This window comes from Gemmatimonadaceae bacterium (assembly GCA_035606695.1).
In the GTDB taxonomy this organism is placed as follows: domain Bacteria; phylum Gemmatimonadota; class Gemmatimonadetes; order Gemmatimonadales; family Gemmatimonadaceae; genus JAQBQB01.
Map to the genome: position 1 here is coordinate 23,970 of DATNEW010000014.1, position 20,486 is coordinate 44,455.

16 protein-coding genes are annotated in these 20,486 nt (G+C 65.0%); 8 read left to right on the plus strand and 8 right to left on the minus strand.

The features are described from left to right. Positions 1-34: 34 nt before the first annotated feature. Positions 35-157, minus strand: a complete 123-nt coding sequence (locus VN706_04735; GenBank protein ID HXT14911.1) for a hypothetical protein — start codon at positions 155-157, stop codon at positions 35-37. A gap of 55 nt (positions 158-212) precedes the next feature. Between VN706_04735 and VN706_04740 the strand changes: the two genes are divergently transcribed. After that, on the plus strand, positions 213-1,268 hold the full coding sequence (locus VN706_04740) for an ATP-binding protein (GenBank protein ID HXT14912.1): 1,056 nt from the start codon (positions 213-215) through the stop codon (positions 1,266-1,268). On the opposite strand, the gene VN706_04745 is transcribed toward VN706_04740, so the two are convergent. Beyond that, positions 1,254-3,740: an ADOP family duplicated permease gene (locus VN706_04745; protein ID HXT14913.1), complete on the minus strand. Its 2,487-nt coding sequence runs from the start codon at positions 3,738-3,740 to the stop codon at positions 1,254-1,256. The two genes, VN706_04740 and VN706_04745, sit on opposite strands and share 15 nt — an antisense overlap. 299 nt (positions 3,741-4,039) lie before the next feature. On the opposite strand from VN706_04745, the gene VN706_04750 reads away from it, so the two are divergent. Then, entirely contained in the window at positions 4,040-5,704 is a 1,665-nt protein-coding gene (locus VN706_04750; protein HXT14914.1) for an ankyrin repeat domain-containing protein, read from the plus strand. A 44-nt stretch (positions 5,705-5,748) separates the two neighbouring features. Here the strand turns inward: VN706_04750 and VN706_04755 are convergent, their stop codons facing one another. Continuing rightward, positions 5,749-5,934, minus strand: a complete 186-nt coding sequence (locus tag VN706_04755; protein ID HXT14915.1) for a hypothetical protein — start codon at positions 5,932-5,934, stop codon at positions 5,749-5,751. 23 nt (positions 5,935-5,957) lie between these two features. Then, on the minus strand, positions 5,958-6,179 hold the full coding sequence (locus VN706_04760; protein HXT14916.1) for a hypothetical protein: 222 nt from the start codon (positions 6,177-6,179) through the stop codon (positions 5,958-5,960). 232 nt (positions 6,180-6,411) lie between these two features. Here VN706_04760 and VN706_04765 point away from each other — a divergent pair, with 232 nt between their 5' ends. Beyond that, positions 6,412-7,548, plus strand: coding sequence for a sensor histidine kinase (locus VN706_04765; GenBank protein ID HXT14917.1), 1,137 nt, complete (start codon positions 6,412-6,414; stop codon positions 7,546-7,548). A 55-nt stretch (positions 7,549-7,603) separates the two neighbouring features. Here VN706_04765 and VN706_04770 read toward each other — a convergent pair whose 3' ends face one another. Next, positions 7,604-9,412: a radical SAM protein gene (locus tag VN706_04770; protein HXT14918.1), complete on the minus strand. Its 1,809-nt coding sequence runs from the start codon at positions 9,410-9,412 to the stop codon at positions 7,604-7,606. A 223-nt stretch (positions 9,413-9,635) separates the two neighbouring features. On the opposite strand from VN706_04770, the gene VN706_04775 reads away from it, so the two are divergent. Together VN706_04775 and VN706_04780 are read left to right on the plus strand one after the other, a co-directional pair. After that, positions 9,636-10,874, plus strand: a complete 1,239-nt coding sequence (locus tag VN706_04775) for an ammonium transporter (GenBank protein HXT14919.1) — start codon at positions 9,636-9,638, stop codon at positions 10,872-10,874. Beyond that, positions 10,840-11,685: a transporter gene (locus tag VN706_04780; GenBank protein ID HXT14920.1), complete on the plus strand. Its 846-nt coding sequence runs from the start codon at positions 10,840-10,842 to the stop codon at positions 11,683-11,685. Before VN706_04775 ends, VN706_04780 begins: the two co-directional genes overlap by 35 nt. Here VN706_04780 and VN706_04785 read toward each other — a convergent pair. The 3 genes from VN706_04785 to VN706_04795 all read right to left on the minus strand — a co-directional run bounded on the left by VN706_04785 (position 11,668) and on the right by VN706_04795 (position 15,334). Then, positions 11,668-12,729, minus strand: a complete 1,062-nt coding sequence (locus VN706_04785; protein ID HXT14921.1) for a glycoside hydrolase family 43 protein — start codon at positions 12,727-12,729, stop codon at positions 11,668-11,670. The two genes, VN706_04780 and VN706_04785, sit on opposite strands and share 18 nt — an antisense overlap. A 9-nt stretch (positions 12,730-12,738) precedes the next feature. Then, the gene (locus VN706_04790; protein HXT14922.1) at positions 12,739-13,197 is read right to left on the minus strand and encodes a hypothetical protein; all 459 of its coding nucleotides are present in this window, start codon (positions 13,195-13,197) and stop codon (positions 12,739-12,741) included. A gap of 100 nt (positions 13,198-13,297) precedes the next feature. Next, a complete protein-coding gene (locus tag VN706_04795; GenBank protein HXT14923.1) occupies positions 13,298-15,334 on the minus strand; it encodes an Ig-like domain-containing protein in 2,037 nt (678 codons plus the stop codon). Between the two features lie 445 nt (positions 15,335-15,779). On the opposite strand from VN706_04795, the gene VN706_04800 reads away from it, so the two are divergent. The 3 genes from VN706_04800 to VN706_04810 all read left to right on the plus strand — a co-directional run bounded on the left by VN706_04800 (position 15,780) and on the right by VN706_04810 (position 19,022). Continuing rightward, complete coding sequence (locus VN706_04800) at positions 15,780-16,892, plus strand: metallophosphoesterase (GenBank protein ID HXT14924.1); 1,113 nt, start codon at positions 15,780-15,782, stop codon at positions 16,890-16,892. Positions 16,893-17,070: 178 nt separating this feature from the next. Beyond that, complete coding sequence (locus VN706_04805; GenBank protein ID HXT14925.1) at positions 17,071-17,580, plus strand: hypothetical protein; 510 nt, start codon at positions 17,071-17,073, stop codon at positions 17,578-17,580. A 947-nt stretch (positions 17,581-18,527) separates the two neighbouring features. Beyond that, the gene (locus VN706_04810; GenBank protein ID HXT14926.1) at positions 18,528-19,022 is read left to right on the plus strand and encodes a nucleotidyltransferase; all 495 of its coding nucleotides are present in this window, start codon (positions 18,528-18,530) and stop codon (positions 19,020-19,022) included. The last annotated feature ends 1,464 nt before the right edge of the window (positions 19,023-20,486 follow it).

Consider the following 20,486-nt stretch of genomic DNA (forward strand, 5'->3'; position numbering starts at 1 on the left):
AGCTGCGCTTCGACGACGGCCAGGTCACGCATCTCTACGGGAACGCGATCGCGCTGCGCGATCCTGACGGCACTCCGCGCGGCGCCATCGGCGCGTTCGTCGACGTCACGCGCCTGAAGAACGCCGAGGCGGCGCTGCGGCGCGCGGATCGCAGCAAGGATGAATTCCTGGCGCTGCTCTCGCACGAGCTGCGCAATCCGCTCACGCCGATTCTGACTTCGGCACGCCTGCTCGAGCATCGGGTCGACGCCGAGGCGCGTCACGATCTCGACGTGATCGTCCGCCAGGTGAAGCACCTCGTTCGCCTCGTCGACGACCTGCTCGACGTGTCGCGCGTGGCGCGAGGCCGGGTGACGCTGGCGATGACTCGCCTGGAGCTCTCGACCGTCATCGCGCGCGCGGTCGCGGCGACCGCGCCACTCGTCGAGGAGCGCCACCACGATCTCGAGATCTCGGTCCCAGCCGACGGACTCGCGATCGAGGGTGACGAAGTGCGGCTCACGCAGGTCTTCGACAATCTGCTCTCGAACGCCGCGCGCTACACGCCGTTCGCCGGAAAGATCTCCATCGCCGGCGTGCGCGAGGGTGATTCCGTCGTCGTGCGCGTTCGCGACACGGGTGCCGGCATCGATCGGGAGCTGTTGCCCGAATTGTTCGAGACGTTCGTGCAGGGCGCGCGCAGTTCGGATCGCTCACAAGGTGGGCTCGGCATCGGGCTGTCGCTCGTGCGCAGGCTCACCGAGTTGCACGGCGGCACGGTGACCGCGCACAGCGACGGACCCGGCCGCGGCAGCGAGTTCGTCGTGCGATTGCCCGCGGCGACGCAGGAACCCAAGCCCATGGCAGAACCGCCGCTGGCACATGTTCACGCCAAACGTCCGACCACGGCGCGCATACTGCTCGTCGACGATCATCGCGACGTCGCGAACGGACTCTCGAGGTTGCTCGGCTCGATGGGGTTCGAGGTGCGCGCCGCGCTCGACCCGATCAACGCGCTCGCGGTGGCGGAAGTCTTCCGTCCGCAGATTGCGATTCTCGACATCGGACTCCCGGGCATGGACGGCTACGCCCTCGCGCGCGAGCTGCGATCGCGTCTCGGCGATTCATCGCCCGTGCTGATTGCGCTGAGTGGGTACAGCCAGGCGCAGGATCGAGCGCGCAGCGAGGCGTCGGGATTCGCACTGCATCTCGCGAAGCCGATCGACCCGGACGAGCTGGTCGAGGTCCTTGGCAGGTTCGCGGTCGATGAACGCTCACTCGGCCCGTAAGGCTCTCGCCGGGTCGATCGTCGTTGCACGTCGCGCCGGGATGTAGGCCGCCACCGCCGCGATCGCGAGCAGGAGCAGCGATACACCGGCGAGCGTCGGCGGATCGAACGGCGTGACGCCGAACAACATCGACGTCAACAGGCGTGAGCCAACCAACGCGCCGGCAAGGCCGACAATCGTTCCGGCGCCCGCGACCGTGAATGCTTGCCGCAACACCATGTTGCGCACGCCGTTCGACGTCGCGCCGAGTGCCATGCGGATGCCGAGCTCGCGCTGCTGCTGCGCGACGGCGGACGCCATGATTCCATAGAGGCCGACTGCCGCGAGCACGACGGCCGCGAGCGCGAAGATCGAGAGCAGCAGTGCGTCGAACTTCGGCGTCGCGAGCTGCGGCGCGATGAGATCGTCCATCGACTCCGCGCGGATGAAGGTCGCGCCGCCGCCGGCGTCTTCCACCGCGCGGCGCATCGCGCTGGCGGACACACCGGAGCCGTGCGTGCGCACGACGAGATAGCCCTGCGCGAGCACCTGCCGATATGGTCTGAACACCGTCGGCGTGCTCTCTCGATGCTGGCGGTAGTGAAAGTCGCGCGCGACGCCGACGACGGTGATGAGCGAATCCGGCGTTTGATCTTCGCTCTCACGAAGGCGTTTGCCGACGACCGACTGGTACGACTGATTCGGCCAGAGCTGCTTGGCGACTCGCTCGGTGATCACGGCGACGCGCGGCGCATCCTCGTTATCGGCGTCCGTGAACGCTCGGCCGGCGACGATCGGGGCGCCCAGCGCGCGGAAGAACTCCGGCCCCACCGCGTCAAAACCAAACCACGGGTTCGCCTTCGACTCCGCGGTGGTCTGCTCCTGCGCGGCGAAGCGGCCCTCCCAGACATTGGTTCCGAGGAAGGGAGGCACCGCCTCCGGCGAGACGGCCTCGACGCCCGGTACGGCGCGCAGATTCGTCATCACGCGCTCGTGCGCGGTGTAGTTCGTTGTCGAGTAGCACCGGTTCCATCGCACGCTATCGGCCGCGGTCAGCGTTCCCGCGGGTTTGCAATCGCCGGCGTACTGTACCCACGGGAGCGAGAAATTGAGCATTGTTACATGAGCAGTCTCATAACCCAGGTCGAGCGCCGTCAGGCGCGCGAGGCTGCGGACGAGCAGCCCCGCACCGGCGAGCACGATCATCGCGAGCGCGATCTGCGACGCGACGAGCGCCTGCCGTACTCTTCTCAGTCGCCGTCCCTCCGTGCCCGAGCGCGTATCCGAGCGCAGCGGCGACGAGAGATCGAAGCGTACCGCGACGAATGCCGGAATCGCGCCGAACAGCACGGCTGTAGCAGCCGTGACGACGGCACCGGCGAGCAGCGGCGTTCCGGCGACCGTAATGAGATCGGTGCGCGGCAGGCCCGTCGGCGCGAGTCGCACGAGCGCGTCGAGCAGCACGCGTGCGAGGAGCACACCGAGTGTTCCGCCGGCGAGCGCGAGCAGCACGCTCTCGCAGAGCAACTGACGCACGAGGTCCGCCGCCGACGCGCCAAGCGCGCGCCGAACGGCCATCTCTCGAACTCGGCTCGCGGCCCGCAGCAGCAGGAGGTTGCCGATGTTGGTGCACGCGAGCACGAGGAGCAGCGCGACCGCCGCGCCGAGTGCGAGAAGCGCGGGGCGTGCGTCGCCAATCACCATCTGCGTGAGCGTATGCACCTGCGCGCCGAGCGCGCTGCCGCCTTCGTACTTTGCGACGTCGGGATCGTGGGCCAGGAACGCTTGAAATTCCTGCCGCGCGGTTTCCGGCGTGGCATTGGGAGCGAGCCGAGCGACGACGTCCAGACTTCCGTAGTCGGCGGCAACCCAGTACTCGACGCCGCGCGGATAATCGAGGCCTGGCGGCGCGACGCCGACGATCGTCATCGTCCAGTTCATCTTCGGTGAGCGGATGCTGCGGCCGAGGATCGATGGATCGCCGCCGAAATACCGCATCCATGCCGCGTGGCTCAGGACGGCCACCGGTGCGCGACCGGTGATGGCTGCGCCCCACTGCACGGCGTCGCCGGTGTGAAAGAGTCTGCCCGCCGCGGGTCTGGCGCCGAGCACGTTGAAGAACTGGTCGGTGACGACGGCCTCGCGAAGCGAGAGCCGCCGGTCGCCGTCGAGCAACGCGTCGGCGAAGACGCGCCAGTGCGCCATGCCCGCGGCGGCTTGCAGGGTTCGCGATTGATCGCGCAGGCGGCGAAGCTGCGACGGAAGGATCGGCACCTCGCTCGCGGCGCCGCCGGCGACGCCCGAGAGCTCGACGATCCGGTCCTGCTGCTGAACCGGCAGGCGTTCGAGGAGCACGGCGCGGAAGACGGTGAACATCGCGCTGGACATGCCGATCGCGAGGCCCAGGATGAGCACCACGGTGACGCTGAACGTCGGCGAGCGGCGCAGCGTACGCGCGGTGTATGACAGGTCGCGGCGGACGGTGTCGAGCATGCGAAGTCCGGTGGTGAGTCGACTGCGTCGGAAGTTAGAGAGGTGACACCGGACTGGCCCGGTACCCGGGTAGTGAGCCTCCTGCCGCTCACGTCGCGACTCTGACGCGTAGCGAACGCTCTCGCGTTTGACACCGGCGCCGGCCGCCGCGATACTCCGTGGCAGCGCGCCTGACAGGGCGCCTCCGACCCGCGGCCAGGGAAGCATTCCCACCTGTCACAGTTCTGAAATGCGGTGCCGTGCACCTTCTTTCAGCCTGATTCGTCAGCGGGTACAGGCGTTTCGTGAAAGGAGGCGCTATGTCCCACGCACGAGATCTACCCGCGCGTCCGTCGCTCGACTCGCTGCGCAAACAAGCCAAGCGACTCGCCCGCGACGCCGCCGCCGGGCACGGCGAAGCGATCGCCCGCATCCACGCGCAGATGCCGGGAGCCGAGCTCCCACTCTCGAATCGCGACGCGCAGCTCGTCATCGCGCGCGAGTACGGGTTCGCCGGCTGGCCCGCGCTCTCGGCCGAGGTGCAGAAACGCATTGGCGGTGAGATCGATTGGGCTGTGTCGCAGGCACGGGTGGCGATTCACGACGAGAATCACGAGCGCCTGCGGACGCTGTTGGCGGATTACCCGGTGCTCATTTCGTGGCGCGACGAGACGGGTCAGTCGCTGCTCGACGCCACGACCTCCTACGCCATGGATTGCTCGGATCCGGAGCGCGAGCGCACGTACACGCGACCGACCGCGGCCGAGATTCTGATCGACGCCGGCGCGGTCGTCGAACGCACGACGTGGGAGGACGTGATCAAGACGGGCGCGTCGGGCATGCTCCATTTGCTCGCGCGAAGAAACGCGCTGCCGCAAACGCTGCAAGTTCTCGCCGCGCTCGGCGATGATGCGATGGTGCGCGCGCTGCTCGAGGAGTCGCGCGGACCGAGTCGCGCAGAGGAAGTCGCCAATGAGCAAACTCGCATTCATCAGGCGCTCATGACGGCGTGCCGTTTCAGGCATACAGGCGTCGCGCGGCGGCTGCTCGAACGCGCGATCGCGCTCGATCCGGAGCTTGGTCGTCGCATCGACCGCTGGCATTCAGGCGACGGCCGGCAGGCCTTCGTCGATTTTCTGGAGCGGCAGCCGAGCCTCCTGTGGCAGGATCCGCAGATGGTGCCGTGGGAGACATTCGTCGTTCTACAATTGGCGCGCGCACGCGATCGCGGCGATCTGTCCACGTTTCGCCGCTGGCTGGACGATGAATCGTGGGTGCTCCAACCGTCGTTCATTCATGTCCAGGCGGAATTGATGCTGCCCGCCTGCTACGAGAAGGACCGCGAGACGTTCATCGCGGCGCTGCTCGAGCGCGATCCGGCGATCCTGCGCGCCGATCCACCACCGCGCTCGACGCACATCATACAAGCACTCTCATATGGAAATGCGCATATCGTTCCTCTGCTGACGCGCATCTGGCCGCTGCCGAATGACTTGCCGCACGCCGCCGGCCTCGGCGATGCCGCGGCGGTGGCGGGCTGGTTCGACGCGGGCGGCCACCCCGCTCTTGGAGCGCTCGCGCACCACTACCCGGCCAGCGATCCGCAATTCCCCCGCGCCGATCTTCACTGGGGACCGCCGACGACGCAGCAGGTCCTGGACGTCGCGCTTGCGTGGGCGGTGTTGAATCGGCACTTCGACATCGCGACGTTCCTCCTGGAGCGCGGCGCCGACGTCAACACGGATTGGGCGACGCACGAGCCGGCGAGCATCCTGCACGAAGCGGCGATTCAGGGGAACGATGCCGCGGTCAGATTTCTCATCGATCGCGGCGCCGATCTGACGATGACCGATTATCGCTATGAGTCGACTGCCGAAGGGTGGGCGCGGTATGGCTCGCGGGACGAGCCGATGGCGAATTTGTTGGCGGCGGCTGCGGCGAATGGTTCAGCTCAGCGGACGCAACCCCGTCACGGAACGGCATAGGCGGCGCGGGAGAAGTGAGGCTTCGAGGCGCCGTCGTGCGACGATCATTTCTGAATGGCACTCAGCGCGACAAGTTTCTTCGCGACGAGCTCCTGACACAGATACCCGATCACGTACGCCGGCGCGGTGTTTACTGCGACTTCGCGCGACGCCACCAATTCGGTCAGCGTGGCCTCGACCGCCGCCCACAGCGGCGTGTCGCGGTACTCGTCGAATTCGTGTACGGTCATGATCGGTCCTGGTTGGGGATCTGCTACTCGTCCGCGGGGTGCACCCATGTCAGCGGTTCCCAACGGCTGTCGCTGCGCCGTGACAGATTGCGGCCCAACCGCTGCCGCCAATCGGGAAACAATGTTTCGATCGGGTTCGCCGGTGTCTTCACGGGAAACGGCGCGGCCTCGCACGCCACCTGCGCCGGCGTCGCCGTTGGCGAGCGCACGGTCGAGTGCGAGCCGAACGGTTGGGTATTGCTCATGCGCGGAGCGACGAGGTCGCGTTTCGTGCGTCGTTCATGGGGCCTCCGGCTTGTCCACGAGCAGGCTGACCAAGGGGCTCGGGGATCCGGCGCGACGACGCGGCGCACGAAGGCCAAAGGGAGCGAGCGACGCCGCTCACCAGCTATTGTCGTAATATAGCCGCTGCACGCGCAACAGCACAGACCGCTGGTTCCACAGACGCGCCCGACGGCGCATTGTTCCAGTATTAGAATGCCAAACCTATCAAGTTTCATCCGTCAGCACAGCAGCCGCATCCTCACGGAATGGGAAACATTTGCCCGCGCGCTGCCGCTCGGCGAGTCGATGAGCGTCGTCGGGCTCCGCGATCACGCGCGAGCGATGCTCGACGTAATCGCGGCCGATCTGGAAACTCCGCAGACGGCACGCGAGCAGACCGAGAAGTCCAAGGGGCTGGCACCGGCCGAACGACGAGCAACGCTTTCTGCCGCCGCCGAGCACGGGTATGGGCGCGCGGCAAGCGGGTTTACCGTCGGACAGATGGTCGCCGAGTTTCGCGCGTTACGGGCGAGCGTCACGCGACTCTGGACGGCGCAGCAGGACGGATTCGGTCAGGCGGAGCTCGACGATCTCGTTCGCTTCAACGAAGCGATCGATCAAGCGATCGCCGAGTCCCTCGCGCGCTATTCGAAGGCGAGCGACGAAACGAGAGAGCGTTTCCTGGCCGTGCTCGGACACGACCTCCGAAATCCGCTTGGCGCCATTGCGACGTCGGCAGCCTTTCTGCTCGAGTCCAGCGTTCTCGACGCCGAACAAACAACGCTCGTTCGAGCCGTTGAAAGCGCCGAACGCCGAATGAGCCGGCTCGTTGAAGACTTGCTCGATCTAGCCTTGAGCCGGCTCGGCGATGGAATGCCAATCACACCCGCCGCTATGGACCTGGGCGATGTGGTCGGCGAAGTTGCCGATGAAATCCGAGCGTCCTACCCCAATGCGCGAATCGAGACACAGCGGAGCGGAGTGTTGACGGGTTCGTGGGATCGAGCGCGACTCGCGCAGGCGCTCACGAACCTGGTCGCGAACGCCGTGCAGCACGGCGATGCCAATGCCCCAATCTGTGTTGCCGCGCGCGGCGACGAACGTGAAGCAGTCATTTCGGTACACAACGGGGGCCCGCCGATTCCGGCTGAGAAGGTGAGCCGATTGTTCGCGGGCATCGGCCGCGGTGTCACCGGAACTCGCGACCGGCGGCATCTGGGGCTCGGGCTGTTCATCGTCGACAAAATTGTCGAGGGACACCACGGCACGCTCGACATGGAATCCACCGCGGAAGCCGGTACGACGTTCACGATCCGGATTCCGAAATCAGCGGCTGAGAGGAGCGGCTGAGGGGCACGAATCACATGCGCCACCAGGGCCAGCAAGGGTGGAGTAGGCGACGCGCTCAGGCGGGCAGCACGCTCGCCACTCGTTCGACGCCGGGCGCTACGTCCGGCAGGCTCGGCTCGAATGTCTCCACCGTCTGCTGCTCGACGTCCGGCGACTCGTCCATCGGCGCCAACGCCTGATCCATGTAGTCGAACATCCGCGGGTGGAGCATGATGCGCCGGCCCATCCACGCCATGTGAAGAAACCGGAGTCCGAAGCGCAAGCTCACGGCGAGCTGTCTGGGCCAACGCTTCGCGTGGAACAGGATGGGGTTCTCGATCGGCAAGCCGGGCCGTCGATCCTTGCGGACTTTCCGCCGGAGAATGCCGCCCTCGAGTGGATGAATCCCCTCGAACATCACCGCGTGATAGAACGACGTGAGCGGCAGAAACACGCGATTGGGATGCACGCCCCTCGCCGCGGCGCGCCGCATGATCGTCCGGCAGTGCTCCTTCGTGTAGTAGCTGCGCCACGCCGCCCGATACGTCTCTTCCCATTCGGCTTTCGACATCTTGGGATGATCCGTCAGCGCATGATTGAGATCGTACTTGTTCAGGTCCTCGTCCATGCGCACGCCGGCCTTCGCCAGTCGCTGGTGATCGGCCGAACCCGGCAGCGGCGTCAGGAAGAAGAATTCCAGCAGATCGATCGGCAATTCGCGCTTGATCGTCTCGACGTCGCGCAGTACGGACTCCTTCGTGTCGCCCGGGAAACCAATGATGTAACCGCCCCACGTCACCAACCCGTTGCGCTTGCAGTCGAGCATCATCGTCCGGTAGTCGGCAATCTTGTTCTGTCGCTTGTTCGCGGCCTTGAGGTTGTCCGGATTGATGTTCTCCAGACCGATGAACATGTTGATGACGTGCGCCTGACCGGCTTTGTAGAGGAAGCGCGGCAGCTTGTAGCACTGCGTGTCGACCTGGACCCAGTACGTGATCTCGCGATTGCCCGGCTCATTGCGGATCTTGATCAGCCGGTCGAGAATCGGCTCCCAGTCCTTGTTGCGCGCGAAGTCGTCGTCCGTGATGAAGAACCGGTCGTTGCCCTCCGCGAGATTCCGCCGCACCACCTGTTCGATGTCGTCGGGCGTGCGCCGGCGTGATTTCCGGCCCTGCACGTTGATGATCGTGCAGAACGAGCACTGGAACGGACAGCCGCGGCCGGCGTCGAAGCTCATCGTCGCGCCGATCGTTCGCTTCGCCGTGCCGACGGGCAGATGTGGAATCGTGGCGCCGTTGATGCCCGGCAGATCGTTGAGATAATTGTAAACCGGTTCGAGCGTGCCCTTCGCGGCGGCGATGATGATGTCATCGATGCGCCCGTCGGCTTCGCCGGCGTAGAGCGTGATGCCCATCGCGCGCGCGCGTTGCAAACTCTCGTCGACGCCCATCGCCATGCTGCCCGACACGTGAAAACCGCCGAGGATGACGGGGATTCCCGCGTCGCGAAAAGGGCGGGCGATGTCGAGCGCGCGTGGATACTGGTTGGATTGCACGCCGACCAGGCCGACGAATCCGCCGGCGCCCGCGGACTTGATGCGGCGGATCAATGCGTCCGGTCTGATGCGCGTGTTGGCTTCGTCCATCGGCATGACATGGATGTCGACGTCCGGACCAAGCACGTGACGCTCGGCGGCGTCGACGAGCAGCCCATTCATCACGGCCAGGCTGTTGGACGGCATCAACGACCGGAACCACTGGATGACATAACCGTCGTCATCGTAGTGCGACGGCCGGATCAGGATGATCTCGAACCGGCGCCGTGCTGTGGCCCGTGAGGGAGTCGCCTGCCGCGTATCGTCCGCGGAGTTCGTGGGCCGGATCATTTGGATCTCCAGGGGAAGACCGTTCGCGTCACGCCGCGAGGAATATAGGAACTCGATCCATGTCGCCGCGAGTGCGCCCGCCCGCCCCGGGCCGCCGGCTTTGTGCGGGCCTGGGCTGCGGACAGAGCAATAGCCAGGTAGTTTCGGCGGAGCAGTGGAGTCGAAGTTCGTCGCATCGGTAGTCGCCGCAGACCCCTCCCTCCTCGTCCACCGGAGACAAGCGATGCATTGGGACACGGGAAACACCGCGTTCATGCTCCTCTCGACCAGTCTCGTCATGCTGATGACGCCTGGCCTCGCCTTTTTCTACGGCGGTCTCGTTGGGCGCAAGAACGTCCTGACGATCATGATACAGAGTTTCGTGTCGATGGGCGTGACGACCGTGCTGTGGGTTGTCTGCGGCTACACGATGGCCTTCAGCGGCAGTCACGGAAGCGCGACGAATCCCGACATTGGCGGCGTGATCGGCAACTTCAACCTCGCGTTCTTTCGCGGCGTCGATCCGATGATGCCGTTCCCCGGCTCACCGACGATTCCGCTGATCGTGTTCATCGCGTATCAAATGATGTTCGCCCAGATCACGCCGGCGCTGATCACCGGAGCGTTCGCCAATCGTGTGACGTTCAAGGCGTATCTGTTGTTCCTCGTGGCGTGGCTGCTCCTGGTCTACTTTCCCGTCGCGCACATGGTGTGGGGAGGCGGCATCCTGCAGCAGAACGGTGTGCTCGATTTCGCCGGCGGGATCGTCGTCCATGCGACCGCCGGTTTCGCGGCGTTGGCCGCCGTGTTCTACGTGGGCAAACGGCGTGTCGCCGATACGGGACTGCACAGCATTCCGCTCGTCGCACTCGGCACGGGGCTGCTCTGGTTCGGGTGGTACGGGTTCAATGCGGGCAGCGAGCTCAAAGTCGACAGCGTGACGTCGCTCGCGTTTCTCAACACCGACGTCGCCGCGTCTTTCGCCGCGATCACCTGGTTGACGCTCGCATGGATCTACGAGCGAAAGCCGAAATTCGTCGGGCTGCTCACCGGCTCCATCGCCGGCCTCGCGGCGGTGACGCCCGCCGCCGGATACGTGAGCACCGCGACGGCGATTCTGATCGGCATCGTCGCCAGCATCGTGTGCTACTATGCGATTTTCCTCAAGAACAAGATGCAATGGGATGACGCCCTCGACGTGTGGGGCGTGCACGGCGTCGGCGGCGTGGTCGGCGTGCTCTGCCTCGGCGCGTTCGCGTTCAACGCGATGAATCCGGATGGCGGCGCGAATGGGCTCGTCCACGGCGACGCGACGTTCTTCCTGAAGGAAGCGGGGGCGGTGATCGGCTCGGCGGTCTACGCCTTTGTCTTCACGTACGTCATGCTCGCGATCATCAACAAGATCACGCCGGTGATGGTCACCACCGCCGACGAGGAGTTGGGGCTCGATGAATCACTCCATGGTGAGCAGGCGTATCTGTAGACAGGCGATATCGCGCGGCTGGCTCGCGTGCGGGCTGTCCGCGTGGGCGTTCACGGCGTGCGCCACGTTCGGCGCGCCCGGGCCGGTGGTTGCCGATCGTCCGGGGTACACGGACACGCCGACGGCGATGCCGGCGCGCGCGGTACAGCTCGAGGCGGGCGTCACCGACGATCGCGTCGGCGCCGCCCTTGGCGCTCCGGCGACGGAGTACCGGACGTTCGGTGAGACGCTCATTCGATTCGGCGTCGGAGCGCGCACCGAGCTGCGTCTATTCGGGAACTCTTATGCCGCGCGATCGACCGACGACGCGCCGAGTGTTCGCGGCATCGAGGACGCGAAGATCGGCGCGAAGGTCAATCTCCGCGCGGTGCCCGACAGCGTGCATGCGTGGATCCCGAACACGGCGCTTCTCGGCGCGACGACGATCGCCACCGGCGCCACCGGCATCAGCGCGGGCGCGGCGCAGCCGGAGGCGAAGGTCGCCGTCAGCTGGACGACGCCGAGCCCATTTTCGTTGTTCGCGGACGTGGGCTACGGGGCGATCGAGACCGGCACCGGCCGGGCGACCCGCGCGTGGACGAGCGTGGCGGGCTGGTGGGCCGTGAGTCCGCGCGTGTCAGTCTTCGCCGAGGGGTTGACCATCGGCCGCGTGCATGGCAGCGGGCCGGGTACGTCCGGCAACGACGTCGACGGCGGCTTCACAGTTCTCATAACGGACCGCTTTCAGGTCGACGTTCGAGCCGGTCATGGTCTTGGCAGCGAGACCTCGCACGAGCAGTTCATCGGCGCGGGGCTAGCGCGGCGCTGGTGAGCGCCGCGGCGCTGACGAAGAATCGGAGTGCTCGGTCCGTCCGAGTGGGTCAGCCGGTACGCCCTCGCGCGTGATCTTGACCGGCAGAATGAAGCCGCGGTCGTCGAAGCGCATCTCGTCGATGCTCACGGCGCGATGGTTGGGGTCCGTCTCGCCGAGTGGGCGGCGGTGGTACACGATGTACCATTTCCGCGATGCGGGCGATTGTATGACTGAATGGTGGCCCGCGCCGGTCGCCACCGACGAGTCCTGCTGAAGGATCTTGGCCGTTCGCTCGAACGGGCCGAACGGCGACGAGCCGATGGCGTAGGCCACCGCGTAGTTCGGTCCCGTCCACCCGCCCTCGGACCACATGAAGTAGTACTTGCCGTCCTTGCGCAGCATGAACGAGCCTTCGACGTAGCCCGCGGGCGTGATCTCCTTGAACATCGTTCCGTCGGGCAGCGGCACGACGCTCGTGAGATCGTCGCTCAGCCGGGCGATGTTGCAATGCCGCCAGCCGCCATAGACGATGTAATATGTCGAATCAGCATCCTTGAATACGAACGGATCGATCGGCTGCGCCCCATTGTGGAACGCGTCGATCAGCGGATGGCCGATGTAGTCGACGAAGGGCCCGGCCGGAGACCGTGCGCGCGCCACGCCGATGCCGCCGACTTGTTGGTCATTCTGAATGTCGTTCGCGCCGAAGAAGAGATAGTACCACCCGTCCTTCTCGATCACCGACGGCGCCCACACGGCGCGGTGCGCCCATTTGACGTTGGCCGTGTCGAGCACGTGCGGGTGCTTCACCCACGTGATCAGGTCCTTCGACGAGAAGGCGTCCATGAACGTCTGCTGGCCGTAGGGCGCGGAGTACGTCGGGTAGATCCAGTACGCGCCGTCGAACACGTGCGCCTCCGGATCCGCGTACCAGCCGGGAATGATCGGATTTCCCGAACGCGCGACGGGGCTTCGCTGCGCGTCAGTCACGCGTGGAACTGCCGCAACCACGAAGGTGGCGGCGAAACACAACGTGCGTGCCGCACACGCAAGGGATGTCATGCCTCGATCCTAGTCGCCTTTGTTCAACTGCGCCTCGAGGAGCATTACGCAGTGCGCGATCAGTCCGGTCGTGTCGTAGCCGGTTCCGTCATCGGAGCGCCAAATGCACTCGTCGGTGGGACGCTCGACGGGATTCACCACTTCCTGCCGGACCACTTCCGCCGGCTCCGGTGTCTTGCCGGAACCCCGGCGCGAGACGATCCCGCGCCACAGCACGATCTGAAGCTCGCCAACCCTGCCGCGCTCCGCGGCGTCGACGTACCACGTCACGCTGAGCGCCGCATTTGCTCCTTGAAGGATGCAGCCGGTCGGCGTGCGGTGTCTCTGGATCGCCTCCATCGAACGGCCCGCGTGCGCGGAGGTCCTCTCGGGAGCGAGCTCGTCGAGCAATCGGCCGACCTCGCGCTGCACCGCGTTTTTTTCCTTCGACGTGGGCGGGGGATTGCCGGGTGATGTCACGTGGTCCATTCCGAAACTTACTCATGGTTTTCGGGCCGTGCTCGACGCGGCGAGCGCGTCGAGCACGGTGTCCGCGGTCCGTCGCACGCGGCGACGATCGGGGCGCCTCCTACGGCCGGTAAAAGTTGATGTTTCCGGCCCCGCCCGCGACCCGGTTGCTCGTGTTGATGTAGATCAAGACGTAGCTCCCGGGCGTCAACTTCATCTCGCACTCGATCTCCAGGTCGATTCCTCCCTGCTGGCCCCCGCAGGCGAAGATCGCGTCGAAGCCGCCGCCCGTGTAGCCGTTCGCGTACTTCGCCTGATAGGTCTGGAATTGCGCGGCCGTCATCACCGCGAACACCCCGTCCGACCCTTCCGTCTCGATCTCGGCGCGGTAGTCGCTGGTCCCCACCGTGAACCCCTGGCTCTTCCACGCTCCGGGATTCGCGCCCGACAGCGCGAGCGGGACGTTGCTGCTGAACGTCCACTTCGGGAACGTGCCCCATGATACTTCCATAAAGATAGTATTACTATAGCCCGAGAACACGGTCTGGTTCGGCTGCGCAGCGAGAAAATACGTGCCGGCCGGGAGCGTCACGAAGTTCAATCCGGCCTGGCCGAGCGGGGCCAGTTGAAAGCCGTTGAACGCGCTCCCGTTGACGAACGCCTGCGCATTGTTGCGATCGAGCACCCAGAACTGCGACGTGAACTGCTGCGCGGTGAACGCGATCACCGTCGTCGTCTGCGTCAGGGTGAACGGCGTGTTGTCGAGGAAGCGCGGGTTGGATGCCGTGAGCGTAGCGACCGGCTCATCGCTCTCACCGCCGTCCCACGACGTGGTGTGATCGCCCGTCGGTCCGGTTTGCACGGCCCCGGTGGTGAACGTCTTGAATGCCCCGCGCGTGATTCCGCCGGCGTTCTGCGCCACGATGCGGTACGTGTACGTCGTCGACGGCTGCAAGTTGGTGAGATTTTCCGTCCAATTGGTGACGGTGGTCGCCGGATTCGTTCCCGTGCCCGTGGCGGTGAGGGACGTCGTGCTCGTGCCCCACTCGAACCACACCGTCGACGTGCTTCCGTTCGGGTTCACGGTGCCTTGCAGCGTCGCCGAGGTCGTCGACACGCTCGTGGCGTCGTTCGTCGTCGCGGTCGGCGCCACCGCGGGCGCGTTCACTGTGATTGTTGCGCTTCCGGTAATGCCTTCGCTCGTCGCCGTGATCGTGGCCGAGCCGACGCCGGCGGCCGTCACCAATCCACTGGTCGCGTCGACGCGCGCCACGTTCGTGTTCGACGAGCTCCATGTGATCGCGCGCCCCGTGAGCACCGTCCCCGACGCATCGCGGAGCGTCGCCGTGGCCTGCGTCGTCTGGCCGACCGTGATCGTCGTGCTCGCGAGCGACACGGTGACGGTCGCCACCTTGACGACAACGGCCGCCACGGTCAACGACGCGCTGCCGGTGACGCCGCCGATCGTCGCCGTGATCTGCACAGTCCCGGCGGCCACGCCTCGCGCGACGCCGTTCGCGTCCACTGTCGCCACCGCCGCGTTGCTCGACGCCCACGTGATCGGGCGGCCGGTCACGACGCTGCCGGATGCGTCTGTCGCCGTCGCCGTGAACGTTGCCGTCGAGCCCACGTTCACCGATGTCGTCGCCGGTGACACGCTCACGTGCGTCACCGTCGGCGTGGCCGCGGAGCACCCGGCGGCTGCGCACGTCGTGAACGTCTTGAAGGCGCCGCGAGTGGTGCCCCCCGAATTCTGACCCACGATACGGAACGAGTACGTCGTCGACGGCAGCAGGCCGGTCAGCGTCGCCGCCCAGTCGTTCACCACGCCGACCGGATTCGTGGTCGTCGACGTGACATTCAGAGAATTGGTATTCGTCCCCCACTCGAACCACACCGTCGTCTCGGCGCCGCTTGGATCGACCGTTCCGTGGACCGTTCCCGCCGTGCTGCCGACATTCGCCGCGTCGGCCGTGGTTACCACCGGCGGCTTGCTCGGCGTCGAGGGTGTTGACGGCGTCGCGGGCGACGATGGGGTCGAGGGCGTGTCCGTGGTCGGCGACGTGGTCGTGTCGCCCCCGCACGACGTCACCGTCCACGAGAGTGTGACGCACACGAGGGCGGCGACAATGCGCCGTGCGGCGATGGTCGACAACATGATCAACTCCGGGGCGGTCGCGGTGATAGCGCGTGGGAGGCGGGAAACTACGTTCAGGTTCGCGTCTCCGCAGCGGGTCATTCGACCCCCGGGAATTACTGTACGATCGGCACTGCGTCACGTTCGCGTCGCCGAGCTTCGATCGCACGTTGTCCTCGGCGGGCATGGCCTTTGGCTCCTCCGTAAACTGACGATGAAGGACGGAGCTCCGCGCGCGCATCGAGGGCCTCCGCTTGGCGGTCAAGCATCGGTAAGGATTTGCGAACAGCGTTGAGTTTTGGGTTTTTCCGACGTTCTGTAGAGCGCGCGTCAGTTTCGGGCGCATGTGTGCCGCGACCGACAAACATGGCCACGACCGCCACGACGGATACCGATGAGCCGATTCGTTTTTGTTTTTCTCTCCCTGATGGTGCCCGCGATAGTCGCTGCTCAGGGGACACTGAGCGTGACCGTATTCGACGACCACAATGGCAATGGCGTGCGCGACGCCGGTGAACGCGCGATTCCGGGCGTCGTCATCTCCAATCAGCGCGACGTCGCAACAACGGATGCGTCGGGCGTCGCGCGAATCGAGCGAGGTCCGACGGGGATCATCTTCGTTTCGATTCCGAATGGCTATCGAAGCGTCGGCCGCTTCTGGCGCGCGCCGGCTCCCGCGGATTCTCAGCTGATGTTCCCGCTACAGCCTGCGCCGGCGCCGCGCACCTTCAGTTTCATTCACGCGTCCGATCCGCACATCGAGCCGAACAACGTCGGCCGCACGCGGCGCTTCCGCCAACTCGTCGATTCGCTTCGACCTGATTTCACCATCGTCACCGGTGATCTGATCCGCGACGCGATGAGCCAGCAGGAGCCCCAAGCCCGGGCGTACTTCGAGCTCTTCGATGCAGAGACCCGCGGGTTCGCGAAGCCGCTGTGGACGGTGCCGGGGAATCACGATCATTTCGGCATCATCCCCAGCCGCTCGCACGTGCCCGCGACGCATCCACTGTACGATCGTGGGATGTATCGGCTGTATCGCGGTCCGGATTACTACTCGTTCACCTACGGCGGCGTGCACTTCGTGGGACTCAACACGCTGATGGCCGACGATTCGGCGTATTACGGCCGCGTCGACAGCCTGCAGCTCGCGTGGCTGCGGCGCGATCTGGCGACGGTCGCGCCGAGTGTGCCGATCGTGACGTTCAATCACATTCCGATGGCGTCCGCGTGGGAGATGCTGGCGGGATTCGCGGACACGCCGTCGTTCGTCGCGTCGCTCAGGCGGATCGACGGAACGACCACGGATCGTCACACCGTGGCGAACGTCCTGGACGTCATGAGAGCGATGCGCGGACACCGCTGGGTACTCGCGCTCGGCGGACATATGCACGCCGCGGAGAAGCTGGTCTTCGAGACCGAAGGAGGACGCACGCGCTTCGAGCAAGCGGCGGCGGTCGTTGGCCCAAACGGCGGCGGTGATTTGGTCGCGCCGTCGGGCATCACGGTCTACACGGTGCGGAACGGTGTGATCGACGCGGGGCGATTTGTGCGGCTCGATCCGCCGCTCGAGCGCTAGCGGACCTCGCTGCGGCAAGCCGCCGGCGTCTCATTGTTCGCGGTCGACTTGGCTGTAAGGTAATGACTGATCAGGAGATGCCTGATTGTGCGCAGATACTTAACACGTAAATTGTTCTTGCGTTCATCAAGCGGTGGCGCGACGCTCCCACGACTCATCTCCTCCACGAGAAACTCCAATGTTCGCCAAGACCACACTGTCACTCGGTGCACTCGCCACCGCGCTTTTGCTCGGTGCTTGCATGGATTCCACGAGCCCGATTCCCACTTCCAGCCGGGCGGTGCCGGCGGGGGCCCGGATGTCGGGCGGTGGCGGCGGCGGCGGCGGCGGTGGAGTACAGATAATCCCGCAGGTGGCTGGCGTGTGGACCGGCTCGCAGACGTTTCTGCCGGCCATAACCGGCGCCGTGGCGATTACGGTACAAGCGTCGCTGACGATCAACGAGGACGCCGCGGGCAATCTCACCGGAATCGACAACATGAGGCGCATCCCGTTCACCGGGAAGGCATCGACCAACGGAACGATCTCGCTGGTGGACGTCGGGGGATACGGCTCGCGGAGGACGAATCTGACCATCACCGGTTCGGTCGCGTGCTCCGACGGCAGCACCGCAACAGTCCTCGGCGGCACGTTCCAGCAGAAGGAAGGAGGCGGTCCGATCGCGGTGAATAGCTGCCCTGGTGCTTGAGCAGGTGTCGCGGGCGGCGAATGGTGCACGGCGTGAGGTTGGCGACTCACGCCGTGCGCTGTTTTTATGTGTTCGACGTTGCGCGGAGGATGCGCGTAAGCTTCTGCTCCGAAGGACCCGGAAGAGGCGCTAAGCCGCCGTCGTGGAGCGATGGCGATAGAGCTTTGGAAATGACCCGGGCGGGTCTCGAACCCGCGACCTACGGATCAAAAGAGCGGGTCGTCATTGACGGTCCAGCATCGATGAGTATCGGTAAGTCGCATGCCCGGGGTGGTTTCCGCCTCAGGCGATGATCGCTGAACATTGGAGAGGATCGTCCAGCTTCGAGGAGTTTGGGGTTTTTCTGGGGTTCTGGGAAACGGGGGGGCGCGGCCGTGTTTCCGTGGGTAGAAACGTCCTCGCCTCGCCCGCGTAGTACATAAAGGGACTGGAACATAAAGGGGTTGCCGCCAGTCTGGCTGGCCGGCATTATTCGATGATCCGAATACTCGAGGTGCGATGCTGTCGGAACCCATCGGCGGTTTGCTCAAGACGGCCCGGAAGCAACTCAACGTCAGTCGGGAGGAGTTGGCCCGTCGTGGCGGAGTCAGCACGCGGCTCGTGGCCGAGCTCGAGCGCGGCCAACGTCCCAACGTGAGCCTCGAATCCGCTCTCAAGCTGTTGAACGCAGTCGGGGTGTCGGTGATTGCCAGGGCGCCGGACGGCACAGCGGCCGAAATTCGGAGCGCCTCTGGTCCGACATTGGAACGAGCCGCCCGGGCTGCTCGGCGCCGGCAGACATGGACGGGTCGCCAGATCCACCTTCACGACGAGGACGATGGGCCGGCAGCAGGCCGCTTGCGATCGGATCGACTCTCGTCTGTCGCGCAGGTGTCGAAACAGGCATACCTGATTGCGTCGGCCGGTCGGCGTCCCAGCAAGCGCCGGACACGGAAACCGTCCGCCCGGTGAGCAAACGCGCTGGCGGCAACGACAACGACGTTCTGTCGCCGGACTTCCTCGACTTTATCACCTGTCTCAACGAGCACGCCGTCGACGTCGTGCTCGTTGGAGGGTATGCGCTCGCAATCCACGGAGTCGTTCGGGCGACAGGCGATATCGACTTCCTGTACCGCCGGACAAAGGCGGCCGTGCGTCGTCTCTGCGCGGCGATGGAGGAGTTCGGCGCGCCTCCCGACGTTATCGACGAGGACGCGCTCATGACGCCGGCGATGGTGACGCAGTTCGGCATGCCTCCGCATAGAATCGATCTGTTGAGCGCGATCGACGGCGTCACCTTCGAAAAAGTTTGGGCTGGTGCGACGGCGGTCACCATTCAAGGCCAGATGATTCGCGTCATTGGTCTCGCCGAACTTCGGACAAACAAGGCTTCGACGGGGCGATCCAAAGATGCCGAAGACGTACGCCGGTTGGCGAAGCGCCCACGCCGAAAGAAGCGCTGAGTTCGCGTTTTCCGTTGGTCAGTCCTACCACCGACTTACCCCTCATGACCCGGGCGGGTCTCGAACCCGCGACCTACGGATTAAAAGTTAATATACTCATTAAAGTTCTAGCATCATTGAACATCGTTAAGTTATGTCGGCGCCGATGCTTCGCGTGCGCCGGTGGATCGGTGAGATTCGTTGAGATTCGCTCAGATTCGTTGAGTTTGGGCCGTTTTTGGGGTTGAAGAAAGCTCCCATGCGCATTCAGCGTCGGTCGATTCCTCTCCCTCCCGGTCGTAGGCGTAGCCCGAGTAGCCCGAACTCACAGAACGCCTGTCAGTTCGTTCCAGAGTCGTTCGCCACGGCCGGCAAGGCGGGCAGGCGTGGACGTTTGACGGATCTACCCGCGCTCAGCTTCGCCCAGTATCCGCGCGGCGGCACCGGCACCAAGAGACGTTTACAGACCTTCTTCAGAGCGGTACCAGAAATGCCGCATTCCTTAGCGACGGTCGCGACTGGCTTCGACCAAACACGGTCAAAAAGCTCATCACGATTAAGTTCGATCTCATTTCCAGTGTAACGTCCAACCCTGACGGAGCGAGGCACTGGTCGTTTCGGCGTGGCAGGTTGAATCCCCAACCTCTTTAGAACCTCACGCGAGTGAACAGGGCGGAGTTGGTGCCATCGTTCACGCTCGCCACTCGATTCGATGAAGCCGACCTTCTTCATCCGAGCGAGCATCGAAGGTGTCCGTGCGAGCTCGCGGAGGATTTCGGGCGAACAGTGATCCCCTAGAGCGAGCATTCGGACTAATTCTACGAATGTGCTATCGGACGCCTTTAGCAACGATCTCCGAAAGCGACCGATTTCCTCTGGATTGCTCTCATCCCATCGAACACCTAATTCGAAGAGGTGGTTGAGGGTGTCGCGCCGGTGCCATCCTTCGCTGAAGGTTGCCCACCAAAGGTGGTGCTGGATTACCGCGCCGGCATCCGTCGGGAGGCGATGTTTGGCGAGGATGTCCATGACCGCAGAGCTTGACGCAGCACGCCAGAGTTCTTCAAAGTCGTCATGATCGGGATCGGGACGGAGACGTTTGAGAATGTCACCGCGGCCCGTCTGGCACGCCTCGTGGATTGCACTGGACAGGAGCGGTTGATCGTCGGCTTCGGAGTCGCTTTCGTTTGATGTTGCTGTCGTTCCTCCATAGCGCAGGCTCGGTACTGGACGATGGGGATTGGCTCCGGCCCACAAACAAAGTTGCACACCCTTTTCATTTCCCTCGGCGGCATGATGCGCAAGCGCGATATCAAGTTCCTTCTGAAACCGCGGGCTCGTCGCCGCGTGTCGCTTGGCGAAACCCAGCAGTGGGTTGCGCCCCAGTCTAAGAGCAGCGCGAGAAGGTCAAATCGTCGCGCGCTCAAAACGAGATCTAGTGGACTGTAAGCGTCGTTGTTCGCGTCGTACCCATTCGCAAGGAGC